We start from the raw sequence: 14,554 nt of genomic DNA, 5'->3' as shown, positions 1-14,554 counted from the left end.
ACGACAGACCCGGGATACCCGACAGACCCGGCAGACAGGTCAGACACGGCGGACACGTGGACGGAGAATCCTGACCGCTCTGTTGGCCGCTGTGTTGATGACGCTCGGGCTTCAGGCGGGGCCCACCGCGGCACAGTCCGAGCCGGCGGCCGCCGCCCAGGTGCTCACCTGGACCGCCGGGGACGACATCACCAAGTACGGTTCCGCGCCGACGACGGCCGTGGCGGGTCAGGCGACGATCGTTTTCGAGAACAGTGTGGCGACCGGCAACACCATGGGCATGCCGCACACGTTGACGTTCGCGACCGGCGACCCCGAGTTCAACGACGACGTCACGCTGAACATCCTGGCCAACCCGAACGACGACACGGGCGGGCGGCACACCGCCGAGGTCACCCTGACCCCGGGGCGCTACTTCTACCACTGCACGATCCCCGGCCACGGTCAGATGCAGGGCATCCTCGTGGTGAGCGAGGGCGGCGGCGAGGACACGACACCGCCGCAGACCGCGGCGCAGGTCACCGGCGCGCAGAATGCGCAGGGCCAGTACGTCGGCTCGGCGAGTGTCGCGATCGCGGCGACCGACGACGGCGGGTCGGGGGTCGACGGTATCCAGTATGCGGTCGGCACTACGGGTGACTGGATCCCGTACACCGCACCGGTCGTCGTCGACCAGACCGGCAGCCACCAGATCCGCTACCGGGCGTTCGACAAGGCCGGCAACGTCTCCGCGGAGAAGACCGTCGCGTTCACGGTCGTCGCCCCGCCCTCCGACGACACGACACCCCCGGACACCTCGGGGACGGTCAGCGGTGAGCAGAACCCCGACGGCACCTACGTCGACATGGCGACCGTCACCGTGTCGGCCTCCGACACCGGATCCGGCGTCAACACGATCGAGTACGCCATCGGGTCCGGGGCCTGGCAGCCGTACACCGCGCCCGTGATGGTGCACCAGGCCGGTACCCACACCGTGCGGTACCGGGCCACCGACAAGGCGGGCAACGCGGCCGCCGAGAAGAGCGTCCGGTTCACCGTGGTCGCGGCGACCCCGCAGGACACCACACCACCGGTGACCGGGGTGACCGTCGAGGGCACGAGGAACTCCGGCGGCGCGTATGTCGGCAACGCCAGGGTGACCGTGAGCGCGACGGACGAACACGGGTCGGGTGTCGACCGGATCGAGTATTCACTCGACGGTGGACCGTACATCGCCTACACCATCCCGGTGGTGGTCGACCGTGCGGGCCCGCACACCCTCGCCTACCGCGCCACGGACAAGGCGGGCAACACCTCCACCGCGCGCACGGTGACCTTCACGGTGGTGTCGAGCCCGGTCCCGGCCCCCAGCTGCCCGGAATACGACGAGCGGTTGACGGTGATCGTGGGCACGGTCGACTCGGGGGTGCCGAACCGGCTGACCGGCAAGCGGTGCCGGATCAACGAGTTGATCGAGGACGAGAGGGAGTGGACGTCCCACGCGCTGTTCCTCAAGCACGTGAAGACGGTCCTCGACGGGCTGTTCACCGAGGGGGTCGTGGACCAGCGCGAGTACGACGCCGTCCAGGAGGCCGCCGACCGCTCCGGGATCGGCAGACCCGGCCAGACCGAGGGCTACCGCACGATCCTCGACGGCAGCGCGGACTCGTTCGCGAAGTGGCAGCAGGTGGGCGGCGGATCGTTCGCGCGGAACGCCGACGGATCGATCACCAGCGGGACCACCCGTGAGGGCCTGGGCATGCTGTGGTTCCCCGAGCGCAAGTACGGCGACTTCTCCCTGAAGCTCCAGTGGCGCGACGACGCTCCGGGCACGGGCAACGCCAACTCCGGTGTGTTCGTGCGCTTCCCGTGGGTCCATGACCACGCCGAGGAGTCGCGGCCGGAGTGGGTCGCCATCAAGTACGGGCACGAGGTGCAGGTACTGGACCGGCCGGACGGGGACATGTACAAGACCGGGTCGGTGTACGGCTTCGACCGGGTGGGACTCGCCGGCGCGGGCGTCACGCAGAAGGGGACCTGGAACGACTACGAGATCAGGGTCGTCGACCAGCACTACTCGGTCTACCGCAACGGTGTGCTGATCAACGAGTTCGACAACACCGGCGGCCAGGAGTTCTCCCCGCCGCGCGCGGACGACCCGGGCACGGACGGACGGCGCTTCGCCTCCGGCTACCTCGGGCTCCAGGTGCACGGCACGACGGACGTCGTCTCGTACCGGGACATCCGCATCAAGGAGTTGTGACGGCAGCCGTCCGGACGTCCGGCGCGATCGGACGTCCGGACGGTGACGGTCGGTCGGTCGGTCGCGCTAGGACGCCCCGGGCCCGCCCGGGGCGTCCTCCTCGTGCCGGGCCCGGCTCGGCTGCACCCGCTTCGGCTCTCCGGGCATCTTCGGGTACTCCGGCGGATACGGCAGATCGCCCAGGCCGTGGTCGTGCTCGTCGCGGCGGGCGAGTTCGAGCAGTGCCTCCAGGGAGTACGCGTGGTCGTCCATGTCGGCGTGCACATCGCCGAGTTCGGCGTACCGGGCCGGCATGGTCGCGAGGTCGAAGTCGGCGGGGTGGGCGTCGCCCACCTCCTCCCACCGCAGCGGCGCCGAGACGGGCGCGTGCGGACGGGGACGTACGGAGTAGGCGGAGGCGATGGTGCGGTCGCGGGCGGTCTGGTTGTAGTCGAGGAAGATGCGCTCGCCCCGCTCCTCCTTCCACCACTTGATCGTCACCCGCTCCGGCAGCCGCCGTTCCATCTCCCGGCCGACGGCGATGGCGGCGCGCCGGACCTGGGTGAAGGTCCAGCGGGGCTCGATCGGAACGAAGACGTGCAGGCCACGGCCGCCGGAGGTCTTGGGCCATCCGCGCAGACCACCGAACTCCTCCAGGACGGCGCGTAGTTCGTGGGCCGCGCGGACCGCGTCGTCGTAGTCGGTGCCGGGCTGCGGGTCGAGGTCGATGCGCAGTTCGTCGGGGCGGTCGACGTCGTCGCGGCGCACGGGCCAGGGGTGGAACGTGAGGGTGCCGTACTGGGCGGCCCACAGGACGGCCGCCTCCTCGGTCGGGCACATCTCGTCGGCGCTGCGTCCGCTGGGGAAGGTGATGTGGGCGGTCGGGATCCAGTCGGGCATGTTCTTCGGCGCCCGCTTCTGGAAGAAGGACTCGCCCCCGACGCCGTCCGGGTACCGCTCCAGGGTGGTGGGGCGGTTGCGCAGCGCGCGCAGGATGCCGGGAGCGACCGCCTGGTAGTAGCGGGCCAGGTCCAGCTTGGTGAAGCCGCGCTCCGGGAAGAAGACCTTGTCGGGGCTGGACAGCCGTACCGTCCGGCCGGCCACTTCCAGTTCCACCGCATCGCCCATGCGAGCCACGGTAGACACACCTCCGGCAGCTCGCATCAGCTCGCGGCGGGCCGTACGCCGGACGGTCCGCACACCGGGCGCTCCCCGTGATCCTCGCGCAGAATCGGAGCATGGATCTGCCGGTGATGCCGCCCGTGAAGCCGATGCTCGCCAAGTCGGTGGCGGCGATTCCGCCGGGCATGCAGTACGAGGCGAAGTGGGACGGCTTCCGGGCGATCGTGTTCCGCGACGGTGACGAGATCGAACTGGGCAGCCGCACCGGCAAACCGCTGACCCGGTATTTTCCGGAACTGGTCGAAGCGTTGCGGGAACGGTTGCCGCAGCGGTGTGTGCTGGACGGGGAGATCGTGATCGCCCGGGAGGGGCGACTCGACTTCGACGCCCTCACGGAGCGCATCCACCCGGCGGATTCCCGGGTGCGCACCCTCGCCGAACGGACCCCGGCGTCGTTCGTCGCCTTCGACCTGCTGGCGCTCGCCGACCGGTCACTCCTGGACGTACCGCTGAGCGACCGGCGTGAGCTGCTGGCCGAGGCGCTCGCCGGGGTGACGGCGCCCGTCCACCTGGCACCGGCGACGACCGACGCCGAGGTGGCACGGCAGTGGTTCGAGGAGTACGAGGGCGCGGGCCTGGACGGGGTGATCGCCAAACCGCTCACCTTGCCGTACCGCCAGGACGAACGCGCCATGTTCAAGGTCAAGCACGAGCGCACCGCGGATGTCGTCGTCGCCGGATACCGCTTCCACAAGAGCGGACCGGTGGTCGGCTCACTGCTGCTGGGCCTGTACGACGACCGGGGCGTCCTCCAGCACGTCGGCGTGTCGGCCGCCTTCCCCATGAAACGCCGGGCGGAGCTGATCGAGGAGCTGGAACCGCTGCGCATGGAGGACGCGGCGGGCCATCCGTGGGCGGCCTGGTCGCAGGAGGCCGCCCACGAGACGGCACGGCTGCCCGGGGCGCCGAGCCGCTGGTCGGGAAAGAAGGACCTGTCCTGGGTTCCGTTGCGGCCCGAACGCGTGGTCGAGGTGGCGTACGACCACATGGAGAACGGGGCGCGCTTCCGGCACACCGCCCGCTTCCGCCGCTGGCGCCCCGATCGCACCCCGGACAGCTGCACCTACGCGCAGCTGGAGGAGCCGGTGCGCTACGACCTGGCGGAGATCCTCGGGACGCCGCCGGCAACGTGATCCACAACCGGTTTCCGGCACAGAGCTCCTCCGCTCCGCAACCGCTCTCACCGTTCACGGTGTCATGAGGACCTTCACCGCGCCGTCCTGCTTCTGCTGGAACATCTCGTACGCGTGCGGGGCGTCCGACAGCGGTACGCGGTGGGTGGCGAAGTCGTCGACGCCGAGCGGGTCCTCGTCGGTGAGGTACGGCAGGATCTCGTCGCACCACCGGCGCACGTTGGCCTGACCCATGCGGATCTGGAGCTGCTTGTCGAACATGGTGAGCATCGGCAGCGGGTCGGCCATGCCACCGTAGACGCCCACGAGGGAGAGGGTGCCACCGCGGCGCACCAGCTCGATCGCGGTGTGCAGGGCGGCGAGCCGGTCCACGCTGAAGCGTTCCGCGAGCGGGCCGCTCAGTTTCCGCGGCAGCATGGCGGCGGCGTTCTGCACCATACGAGCGGCCGCGCTGCCGTGCGCCTCGGTGCCGACGGCGTCGATCACGGCGTCCGGGCCGCGGCCGTCGGTCTCGTCGCGGATCGCGGCGATGAGCTCCTTCTCGGTGTCGAAACTGCGGAGGTCGTACGTCTCCACGCCACGCGCACGGGCCCGGCGCAGCCGGTCGCCGACCAGGTCCACGCCGAACACCCGGCCCGCGCCGCGCACCTGGGCGATACGGCAGGCCATGTCGCCGATGGGGCCGAGGCCGAGTACCGCGACGCTGCCGCCCTCGGGGACGTCCGCGTAGGCGACCGCCTGCCACGCGGTGGGCAGCACGTCGGAGAGGTACACGAAACGGTCGTCGGGCGGCCCCTCGGGCACCTTGATGGGGCCGAACTGGGCCTGTGGCACCCGCAGATACTCCGCCTGGGCGCCGGGCACCGCTCCGTACAGGCGGGTGTAGCCGAACAGGGCGGCGCCCATGCCCTCGCCGGTGACCTGGGTGGTCTCGCACTGGGTGGGCAACGCGTTCAGGCACATCCAGCAGTTGCCGCAGGCGATCTGGAAGGGCACCACGACCCGGTCGCCGGCCTTGAGGTCGGGCACGCCGGCGCCGACCTCCTCGACGATGCCCATGGGCTCGTGGCCGAGGATGTCACCCGGCGTCATGAACGGGGTGAGCACCTCGTACAGGTGCAGGTCGGAGCCGCACAGGCCGGTGGACGTGATGCGGATGACGGCATCCGTCGGCTCCTGGATCGTCGGGTCGGGCACGGTGTCCACCCGTACGTCGCGCTTGCCCTGCCAGGTCACTGCCTTCATCGCGCCGCGCTCCCTCCGCCGACCGGTCCGTCCCGGCTGGTCCGGGGGTACCGGGTCCTGGCTGCGGCCCGGGTACCCGGGCCGCCCGTCTCCGAACCGCGACGCCCGCCGCCCCAGCCCCTGCCGCCACTGCCGCCCCTCCGCCCTGCCGCCCTGCCCGCCCGCCGCCGCCACGCATAGCCACTCTCGAACGGATGAGCGCACAATCAAGACACGAAACGGGGGTGGCCATGACAGGCACAGGTCGTGCGAGACATCCAAGGCGTCAAAGACATCCGGAACACCCGAACCATCCGGAACACCCGAACCGTCCGGGTCATCGGGGTCGCCCGGCGCGCGTGCGCCGCCCGCCACACCAGTCACTACCGCCACACCCATCAGGCCCGCCACGCGCGAGGCGTGCCGGGCCCACCGCGGTGACCGCCACGCTGCTGGCCGCCCTGCTGGCACTCGTTCTCGCGGCCGGCTGCACGACGTCCCGTGAGCCGTCGGGGAACGACGACAGCCGGAGCGCGTCGCGGAAGCCGAGCCCGAGCGCAAGCACCAGTCCCACCGCTGTCGCCGGCTCCGCGCTCGCCGTCAAGATCGACAACGCCCCCGGCGCCCGGCCGCAGACCGGCCTCGACGCCGCGGACATCGTCTACGTCGAGCAGGTCGAGGGCGGGCTGAGCCGGCTGATGGCCGTGTACGCGACCAGGATGCCGAAGGCCGTCGGTCCCGTGCGCAGTGCCCGCGAGTCCGATCTGGAGCTGCTGGGACAGTTCACGCGGCCGGTGCTGGCGTTCTCCGGGGCACAGGGCAAGCTGCTGCCGCTGATCGACCGGGCGCCGCTGGACGCCGTCACGCCCGAGGACGCGGCCGGTGCCGGGGCGTACTACCGGGGCGGGGAGCGGGCCGCGCCGCACAACCTGTACGTGCGTCCGGGTCGCCTGTTGCCCTCCGCGCCCGGTTCCGCCGCGCTGACCACCGGGTTCCGCTACGGCACCGCGCCATCCGGCGGTACGGCGCAGCCCTCGCTCACCGTGCGCTACCCGGCGGCCCGCTTCACCTTCACCTGGTCCGCGAGCCGGGCGCGCTGGCTGGTCTCGACGGACGGCGCGCCGACGGTGACGACCGACGGAGCGCGGGTGGCCCCGGCCACGGTGGTCGTGCAGTACGTGAAGGTGCGCGCATCGGGCTTCCACGACTTCCTCGGCAACAACACTCCGTACACCGAGACGGTGGGCTCGGGAAAGGCGCGGGTGCTGCGCGACGGGCGGGTCCACGACGTGAACTGGAAGCGTGCGACGGCCACGGACGGCACGGACTTCACGACCGCCGACGGCGCCCCGGTGGCCTTCGCCGAGGGCCAGGTGTGGGTGGTGTTCGCGCAGGCCCCCGATACCGCCCGCACACCCTGATGCGGCACAGGGTCCTGATGCCGCACAGGGTCCTGATGCGGCACAGGGTCCTGATCCGGCACAGGCGCCCTGATCCCCGCCTACGCCGAGGCACCGCGGTCGGAAACTGCGGCCGAACACCGCGGCCGGACGCCTGGGTCAGGACGGCGCGACCAGGGGCTCCCCCGCGTTGCGCAGCCCCTCCGCCGCGTCCGAGACACGCTGGATGAGCTCGAGGAACACCGTCTGTTCCGCGGCCGAGAGCGGGGAGAGGAAGACCTGGTTCATCCGGGCCGTGCGGACGGTCAGCCTGCGGTGGGTGCGCAGCCCCTCGTCGGTGAGCCCGAGCAGGTAGCGGCGCCCGTCCTGCGGGTCGCGGACCTTGTCCAGCAGCCCCCGGCGGATGAGCCTGCTGATCACCTCGGCGATCGTGGAGCGGTCGAGCCCCACCCGCTCCCCCACCGTGCGCTGGTCGAGGCCCGGCTCGGCGACGAGCGCGTTGAGGACCGCGAACTGCGGCGAGGTGATCTCCTCGGAGACCATCGTGTTCCACAGCAGGTAGTGCGCCTGCTGGAGCCGCCGGGCCAGGTGCCCGGGGTGGCTGGTGAGATCCACCGCGGCCATGTGCGCTCCTCAGCGTGAGATGTCGTCGCGAATTTCGTCGGTGCACTGAACGATACCGCGTGCGGCCGACCTGGTCTTGTGCCAGTGTGACCCTACTCAGACCGCCGGCCTGGGGTCTTGACTGCTCCACTCTGCGGTGGCAGCGTGTGGGAAACCTCGGTGAAATAATCAGTGCCCTGATTAATTGACGAACCGAGGGCGCGCGGAAGAGATGGGGCTTCACGGATGGACAAGGTGGTCGCCACGGCCCTGGAGGCGGTGGCCGACGTGCCGGACGGCGCGTCTGTGGCAGTGGGTGGATTCGGGCTGAGCGGCGTGCCGAACGTCCTGATCGGAGCTCTGTACGAGCGGGGCGTCTCCGGACTGTCGGTCGTCTCCAACAACTGCGGCGCGATGGAGTCGGGCCTCGCGGTGCTGCTCGCGGCCGGGCGGATCGCCCGGGTGACCGGTTCCTACATCGGCGCGAACAAGGAGTTCGCCCGCCAGTACCTGTCCGGCGAGCTCGAGGTCGAGATGATCCCGCAGGGCACCCTGGCCGAGCGGTTGCGGGCCGGCGGCGCCGGGATCCCCGCCTTCTACACGCCCGCGGGTGTGGGCACCCAGGTCGCCGAGGGCGGCCTGCCGTGGCGTTACGACGGTGAGGGCGGTGTCGCCCTGGCCTCGCCGCCGAAGGAGGTCCGGGAGTTCGACGGCGCGGAGTATGTGCTGGAGCACGGTATCCGTACCGACTTCGCGCTGGTCAGGGCCGCGAAGGGCGACCGGCACGGCAATCTGGTGTTCAACAAGTCCGCCCGCAACTTCAATCCGCTGTCCGCGATGGCCGGACGGATCACGATCGCCGAGGTCGAGGAGCTCGTCGAACCCGGTGAGATCGATCCGGACGCGGTCCACCTGCCGGGCATCTTCGTACAGCGCGTGATCGCGCTGACCCCGGAGCAGGCGGCGGACAAGAGGATCGAGCAGCGGACGGTCTCCGCGCCCGCGGCAGAGGGAACGGTGAGCGAGTGATGGCCTGGACACGTGAGCAGATGGCCGCCCGCGCCGCGCGCGAGCTGCGGGACGGTCAGTACGTCAATCTCGGCATCGGGCTGCCGACCCTGATCCCGAACTACCTCCCGGCGGACGTCGAGGTGGTGCTGGAGAGCGAGAACGGCATCCTGGGCACCGGCCCCTACCCCACCGACGACGCCGTCGACCCGGACCTGATCAACGCCGGCAAGGAGACCGTGACGGTCCTGCCGGGCGCGTCGTTCTTCGACTCGGCGCTCTCCTTCGGCATGATCCGCGGCGGGCACATCGACGTCGCCGTGCTGGGGGCGATGCAGGTCTCCGAGCGTGGCGACCTGGCGAACTGGGCGATCCCCGGCAAGCTGATCACCGGGATCGGCGGGGCGATGGACCTGGTGCACGGGGCCCGTACGGTCATCGTCGTCATGACCCACACCGCCAAGGACGGCAGCCCCAAGATCCTCACGGACTGCGCGCTGCCCCTGACCGGGAAGGGCTGCGTGAACCGGATCATCACCGACCTGGGTGTCCTCGACGTCACCGAGGGGGGTCTGGTGCTGGTGGAGACCGCGCCGGGCGTCACCGCCGAGGAGATCGTGACGAAGACGGCCGCCAAGGTCCGTCTCGCCGAGGAGGTCCCGTCATGAGCAACGCTTCCAAGACCGTTTACATCGTCGACGCCGTCCGCACCCCGATCGGCCGCTACAACGGCGCTCTGGCCTCGGTGCGCCCGGACGACCTCGCGGCGCACGCCATCCGTGAACTCGTCGCCCGTACACCCACGCTGGACCCCTCCCGCATCGAGGACGTGTACTTCGGCAACGCCAACGGGGCCGGCGAGGAGAACCGCAATGTCGGCCGCATGGGCGCGCTGCTCGCGGGCCTGCCCACCTCCGTACCGGGCGTCACCGTCAACCGGCTGTGCGCCTCCGGCCTGGAGGCGGTCATCCAGGCGGCTCGCGCGATCGCGGCCGGCGACGCCTCCGTCGCCGTCGCCGGCGGTGTGGAGTCGATGACCCGCGCGCCGTACGTGCTGCCGAAGTCGGACCGGGCGTTCCCCGCCGGGCACGCCGAGCTGTACTCGACGACGCTGGGCTGGCGGATGGTCAATCCGCGGATGGACCCGCAGTGGACGATCCCGCTGGGCGAGTCGGCCGAGCTGATCGCCGAAAAGCACAAGATCGGCCGCGAGCAGCAGGACGAGTTCGCCCTCGCCAGCCACCGCAAGGCCGCCGCGGCCCAGCAGGCGGGTCTGTTCGACGCCGAGCTCGCGCCCGTGTCGATCCCGCGCCGCAAGGGCGACCCGGTCGTGTTCGGCGCCGACGAGTGCGTACGGGCGGACGCCTCGCTGGAGGCGATGGCCAAGCTCAGGCCGTCGTTCCGGACCGAGGACGGGACCGTGACGGCGGGCAACGCCTCCCCGCTCAACGACGGCGCCGCGGCCCTGCTGCTCGTGGACGAGGAGGGGCTGAGGGCGACCGGACGCGAGCCGCTCGCCCGGGTCAGCGCCACCGGGGTCTCCGCGATCGACCCGCAGTACTTCGGGCTCGCCCCCGTCGAGGCGGTCAACCGCGCACTCGCCAAGGCGGGCAGGGGATTCGCCGACCTGTCGGTGCTCGAACTGAACGAGGCCTTCGCGGCCCAGGTGCTCGGCTGCGTGGCCGAGTGGCCCGAGTTCGACCCGGCGGTCCTCAACCCGCAGGGCGGCGCGATCGCCCTCGGCCATCCGCTCGGCGCCTCCGGTGCCCGGCTCGCCGGCACGGTCGCCCACCAGCTCGCCCGTCGGGGCGGCGGCATCGGGGTCGCCACCCTCTGCATCGGCGTGGGCCAGGGCCTCGCCCTCGTCCTCGAACGCTAAGAAACCCGGGAATTTCCATGACTCTCACGCAAGCCGACATCGACCAGGAGATCGCGGCCGAGCACGCCGCGTACGAGAAGCGGATCGCCGACGGCGCGCCGGTCGAGCACCAGCCGCGCCGCGACTACGCGCCGTACCGCTCCTCCGTCCTGCGCCACCCGAAGCAGCCGCCGGTCGCCATCGACGTCAGCAAGGACCCCGAACTGGTGGAGCTGGCCTCCCCCGCCTTCGGCGAACGGGACATCACCGAGATCGACAACGACCTCACCCGGCAGCACCACGGTGAGCCGATCGGTGAACGGATCACGGTTTCCGGCCGGTTGCTGGACCGCGACGGGCGTCCGGTCCGCGGTCAGCTGGTCGAGATCTGGCAGGCCAACTCGGCGGGCCGCTACGCCCACCAGCGCGAGCAGCACGACGCCCCGCTGGACCCGAACTTCACGGGTGTCGGCCGCACGCTGACGGACGACAGCGGTTTCTACCGCTTCACCACCGTGCAGCCGGGCCCCTATCCGTGGCGTCAGCACGTCAACGCCTGGCGGCCGGCGCACATCCACTTCTCGCTCTTCGGCTCGGCGTTCACCCAGCGGCTGGTGACGCAGATGTACTTCCCGAGCGACCCGCTGTTCCCCTACGACCCGATCATCCAGTCGGTGACGGACGACGCGGCCCGGCAGCGGCTGGTCGCCACGTACGACCACAGCCTGTCGGTGCCGGAGTTCTCGATGGGCTACCACTGGGACATCGTGCTCGACGGGCCGCACGCCACCTGGATCGAAGAAGGACGCTGAGCTGTCATGACGAAGATCGACACGAGCCGTCCGGAGACCGTGCTCCCCACTCCGTCGCACACGGTCGGCCCTTTCTACGGCCATGCCCTGCCGTTTCCCGGCGGCGGTGACATCGCCCCGCTCGGCCACCCGGACACGATCGCGCTCCAGGGCTATGTGTACGACGGGGAGGGAAACCCGTTGCCTGACGCGTTCCTGGAACTGTGGGGCGCGGACCCCGAGGGCAATCTGCCGCAGGTGGACGGCTCGATGCGGCGGGATGCGTCCAGCGGCGGTTTCCTCGGCCGCAACGGCGTGGAGTTCACCGGCTGGGGCCGCATCCAGACGGATGCCAACGGCCACTGGTCGGCGCGCACGCTGCGACCGGGCGCGCGCGGTCAAAGCGCCCCGTATCTGAGTGTCTGTGTGTTCGCCCGCGGGCTGCTGGTGCACCTGTTCACCCGGATCTACCTGCCGGACGACGCGGCCGCGCTGACCGCCGACCCGCTGCTGACGCGGGTGGACCCGGCGCGGCGCGACACGCTCATCGCCACCCGGGGCGAGCTGGGGACCTACCGTTTCGACATCCGCCTTCAGGGCGAAGGCGAGACGGTCTTCCTGGAGTTCCAGTGACAACTGCGCACCACGACGCCGGTCTGCTCGCCCCCGGGTGGGTCGGCTCCCCCGCCGCGGCCGCGACCGACGACGACGCCTTTCTGCGGGCGCTGCTCGACGCGGAGGCCGCGCTGACCCGCGCCCAGGAGGCGCTGGGGCTGACCCCGCGGGGCGCCGGAGCGGCGGTCACCTCGGCGGCCGACGACGGCGGCTTCGACGTCCGCTCGCTCGCGGAGCGGGCGCGCGGCGGCGGGAACCCGGTGATCCCGCTGGTCGCCGATCTGACGAAGGCGGTCGGCGAGGAGTACGGCCCGTACGTCCACCGGGGCGCGACCAGCCAGGACATCATGGACACGGCGACGATGCTGGTCGCGGTGCGCACCCTCGCCCTGCTGCTGGCCGACCTCGACCGGGTCGAGCGGGCGCTGGCCCGGCTGGCGGCCGAGCACCGTGACACGCCGATGCCGGGCCGGACGCTCACCCAGCACGCCGTGCCGACGACCTTCGGACTGAAGGCGGCCGGCTGGCGGTCGCTGGTGCTGGACGCGCGGGACCGGATGACGGCGGTACGGGACTCGCTGCCCGCCCAACTCGGCGGCGCGGCCGGGACACTGGCGGCCTTCACGGCGTACGGCGCCACCGACGCGACGGCGCTGCCCGCCGCTTTCGCTCGTGAACTCGGGCTGCGGGAACCCCTGTTGCCGTGGCACACCCTGCGCACGCCGATCGCCGACCTGGCCGGCTGTCTGGCCCTCGCGGCGGGTGCGCTGGGGAAGGTCGCGACGGACGTCCTGACCCTCGCCCGCACCGAGATCGCCGAGGTGGCGGAGGGCAGCGGAGGCGGTTCCTCGGCCATGCCGCACAAGGCCAACCCGGTGCGGTCCACGCTGATCGCGGCCGCCGCCCGGCGCGCCCCGCAGCTCGCGGCCACCCTGTACGGGTCGCTGGCGGCGGAGGACGAGCGGCCGGCCGGGGCGTGGCACGCCGAGTGGGAGCCGCTCAGGGAGCTGCTCCGGCTGACCGGCGGGGCGGCCCGGGACGCGGCCGAGCTGACCGAGGGGCTCCGGGTGGACGCGGACGCGATGCGGGCGCACCTCGACCTCACCCACGGGCTGATCGTCTCCGAGCGGCTGTCCGCGGCGCTGGCGGCCGTGCTCGGCCGTGCCCGCGCCAAGGAGCTGCTCACCGAGCTCGCCCGGCGCACCTACGCCGAGGACCGTCCGCTGGCCGAACTGCTCGCGGCGGAGCCCGACCTGAAGGACGCCGACCTCGGCGACCTCACCGATCCCGCCCGCTACACCGGCTCCGCCGGAAGCCTCACCGACCGTGCGCTGGAGCGACGTTGACCGAGAAGCTGCTCAACCACCTTGCCGAGGGCCCGACTTCCGCTCCGGCGCTGCTGCTCGGCCCCTCGCTGGGTACCTCGTACGCCCTGTGGGACAAGCTCGCGCCGGAGCTGTCCGCCACGCACCGGGTGGTCCGCTGGGACCTGCCGGGGCACGGGGGTTCGGCGGCCGGACTGATCGGCCCCGGGGCCACCGTGGGCGACCTCGCCGACCTGGTGCTGGCGCTGGCCGACTCGCTCGGCCTGGAGCGGTTCGCGTACGCGGGCGTGTCCCTGGGCGGCGCGGTGGGTCTGCATCTGGCGCTGCACCACCCGGAGCGGGTGACGGCCCTGGCGGTCATCTGTTCGTCGGCCCACTTCAACGGGTCCACGCCGTGGGAGGAGCGGGCCGCGCTGGTGCGCCGCGAGGGACTGGCGGGACTCGCCGAGGGTGCGAACGCCCGTTGGTTCACACCCGGGTTCACCGTGCCGGAGCTGGTCGCCGACCACCGCGAGGCCGACCCGGAGGCCTACGCGGCGTGCTGTGACGCGCTGGCCGCGTTCGATCTGCGCGAGCGGCTGCCGGAGATCGCGGTGCGGACCCTGCTGATCGCGGGGCGTCAGGATCCGGCGACGCCGCCGGCGCATCTGCGGGAGATCGCGGACGCGGTGCCGGGCGCCACGCTGGTCGAGCTGCCGGGCGCCTCGCACCTCGCGCCCGCCGAGTGCCCCGAGGCCGTGCTGACCGTGCTGCGTACCCATCTCGACGGTGGGGCCAGGCGAGGCATGGAGGTGCGCCGGGAGGTGCTCGGGGACGCGCACGTGGACCGGGCGCAGGCCCGGCAGAACGCGTTCACCGCGCGCTACCAGGACTTCATCTCCCGCTATGCCTGGGGCGAGATCTGGACCGACCCGACGCTGAGCCGCCGCGAGCGCAGCATGATCACACTGACCGCGCTGGTGGCGCACGGCCACTACGACGAGCTGGCCATGCATGTGCGGGCGGCCCGGCGCAACGGGCTCACGCCCGAGGAGATCGGCGCCGTGCTGCTCCAGACGGCCGTCTACTGCGGGGTTCCGGCGGCGAACTCGGCGTTCGCGACGGCCCAGCGCGTGCTGGCCGAGGAGGACGGGACCGGCTGAGCCGCGTACGGCCGAGGCGTGTACGGCCGGAGCGTGTACGGCCGGGGGTGAT

At 71.8% G+C, this 14,554-nt stretch carries 13 protein-coding genes; 10 read left to right on the top strand and 3 right to left on the bottom strand.

Annotation, left to right across the window (positions count from 1 at the left end; translation table 11 throughout):
* The first annotated feature begins 97 nt into the window (after positions 1-97).
* Positions 98-2,242: a family 16 glycoside hydrolase gene (locus tag ASD48_RS13355; RefSeq protein ID WP_057601783.1), complete on the top strand. Its 2,145-nt coding sequence runs from the start codon at positions 98-100 to the stop codon at positions 2,240-2,242.
* 66 nt (positions 2,243-2,308) lie between these two features.
* Here the strand turns inward: ASD48_RS13355 and ligD are convergent, their stop codons facing one another.
* Positions 2,309-3,349 carry a non-homologous end-joining DNA ligase gene (ligD, locus tag ASD48_RS13350; protein ID WP_057601782.1) on the bottom strand — a complete coding sequence of 347 codons (1,041 nt, stop codon included), beginning with the start codon at positions 3,347-3,349 and terminating at the stop codon, positions 2,309-2,311.
* A 110-nt stretch (positions 3,350-3,459) separates the two neighbouring features.
* Here ligD and ASD48_RS13345 point away from each other — a divergent pair, with 110 nt between their 5' ends.
* Positions 3,460-4,536, top strand: coding sequence for an ATP-dependent DNA ligase (locus tag ASD48_RS13345; RefSeq protein WP_057601781.1), 1,077 nt, complete (start codon positions 3,460-3,462; stop codon positions 4,534-4,536).
* Between the two features lie 54 nt (positions 4,537-4,590).
* Here ASD48_RS13345 and ASD48_RS13340 read toward each other — a convergent pair whose 3' ends face one another.
* Positions 4,591-5,781, bottom strand: coding sequence for a zinc-dependent alcohol dehydrogenase (locus ASD48_RS13340; protein WP_057601780.1), 1,191 nt, complete (start codon positions 5,779-5,781; stop codon positions 4,591-4,593).
* A gap of 416 nt (positions 5,782-6,197) precedes the next feature.
* On the opposite strand from ASD48_RS13340, the gene ASD48_RS13335 reads away from it, so the two are divergent.
* Positions 6,198-7,181 (top strand): DUF3048 domain-containing protein, encoded by a 984-nt coding sequence (locus ASD48_RS13335; protein ID WP_057601779.1) that lies wholly within the window; start codon positions 6,198-6,200, stop codon positions 7,179-7,181.
* Between the two features lie 138 nt (positions 7,182-7,319).
* Here the strand turns inward: ASD48_RS13335 and ASD48_RS13330 are convergent, their stop codons facing one another.
* A complete protein-coding gene (locus ASD48_RS13330) occupies positions 7,320-7,784 on the bottom strand; it encodes a MarR family transcriptional regulator (protein WP_057601778.1) in 465 nt (154 codons plus the stop codon).
* Between the two features lie 225 nt (positions 7,785-8,009).
* Between ASD48_RS13330 and ASD48_RS13325 the strand changes: the two genes are divergently transcribed.
* From ASD48_RS13325 to pcaD, 7 genes are read left to right on the top strand one after another with little or no spacing between them, the layout of a single operon-like run.
* Entirely contained in the window at positions 8,010-8,792 is a 783-nt protein-coding gene (locus ASD48_RS13325) for a CoA transferase subunit A (protein ID WP_057601777.1), read from the top strand.
* Positions 8,792-9,439, top strand: a complete 648-nt coding sequence (locus ASD48_RS13320; RefSeq protein WP_057601776.1) for a CoA transferase subunit B — start codon at positions 8,792-8,794, stop codon at positions 9,437-9,439. Before ASD48_RS13325 ends, ASD48_RS13320 begins: the two co-directional genes overlap by 1 nt.
* The gene (locus tag ASD48_RS13315) at positions 9,436-10,650 is read left to right on the top strand and encodes a thiolase family protein (RefSeq protein WP_057601775.1); all 1,215 of its coding nucleotides are present in this window, start codon (positions 9,436-9,438) and stop codon (positions 10,648-10,650) included. The genes ASD48_RS13320 and ASD48_RS13315 overlap by 4 nt, the downstream gene beginning before the upstream one ends.
* A 17-nt stretch (positions 10,651-10,667) precedes the next feature.
* The gene (gene pcaH, locus ASD48_RS13310) at positions 10,668-11,441 is read left to right on the top strand and encodes a protocatechuate 3,4-dioxygenase subunit beta (protein ID WP_057601774.1); all 774 of its coding nucleotides are present in this window, start codon (positions 10,668-10,670) and stop codon (positions 11,439-11,441) included.
* Positions 11,442-11,447: 6 nt separating this feature from the next.
* Positions 11,448-12,053: a protocatechuate 3,4-dioxygenase subunit alpha gene (pcaG, locus tag ASD48_RS13305; protein ID WP_057601773.1), complete on the top strand. Its 606-nt coding sequence runs from the start codon at positions 11,448-11,450 to the stop codon at positions 12,051-12,053.
* Complete coding sequence (gene pcaB, locus ASD48_RS13300; RefSeq protein ID WP_057601772.1) at positions 12,050-13,381, top strand: 3-carboxy-cis,cis-muconate cycloisomerase; 1,332 nt, start codon at positions 12,050-12,052, stop codon at positions 13,379-13,381. Before pcaG ends, pcaB begins: the two co-directional genes overlap by 4 nt.
* The gene (gene pcaD, locus ASD48_RS13295; protein ID WP_057601771.1) at positions 13,378-14,502 is read left to right on the top strand and encodes a 3-oxoadipate enol-lactonase; all 1,125 of its coding nucleotides are present in this window, start codon (positions 13,378-13,380) and stop codon (positions 14,500-14,502) included. Before pcaB ends, pcaD begins: the two co-directional genes overlap by 4 nt.
* The last annotated feature ends 52 nt before the right edge of the window (positions 14,503-14,554 follow it).

Origin of the sequence: Streptomyces sp. Root1310, assembly GCF_001426425.1 — a bacterium.
In the GTDB taxonomy this organism is placed as follows: Bacteria; Actinomycetota; Actinomycetes; order Streptomycetales; family Streptomycetaceae; genus Streptomyces.
The sequence above is the reverse complement of the archived record's forward strand: the minus strand, read 5'-3'. Positions and strand labels throughout refer to the sequence as shown.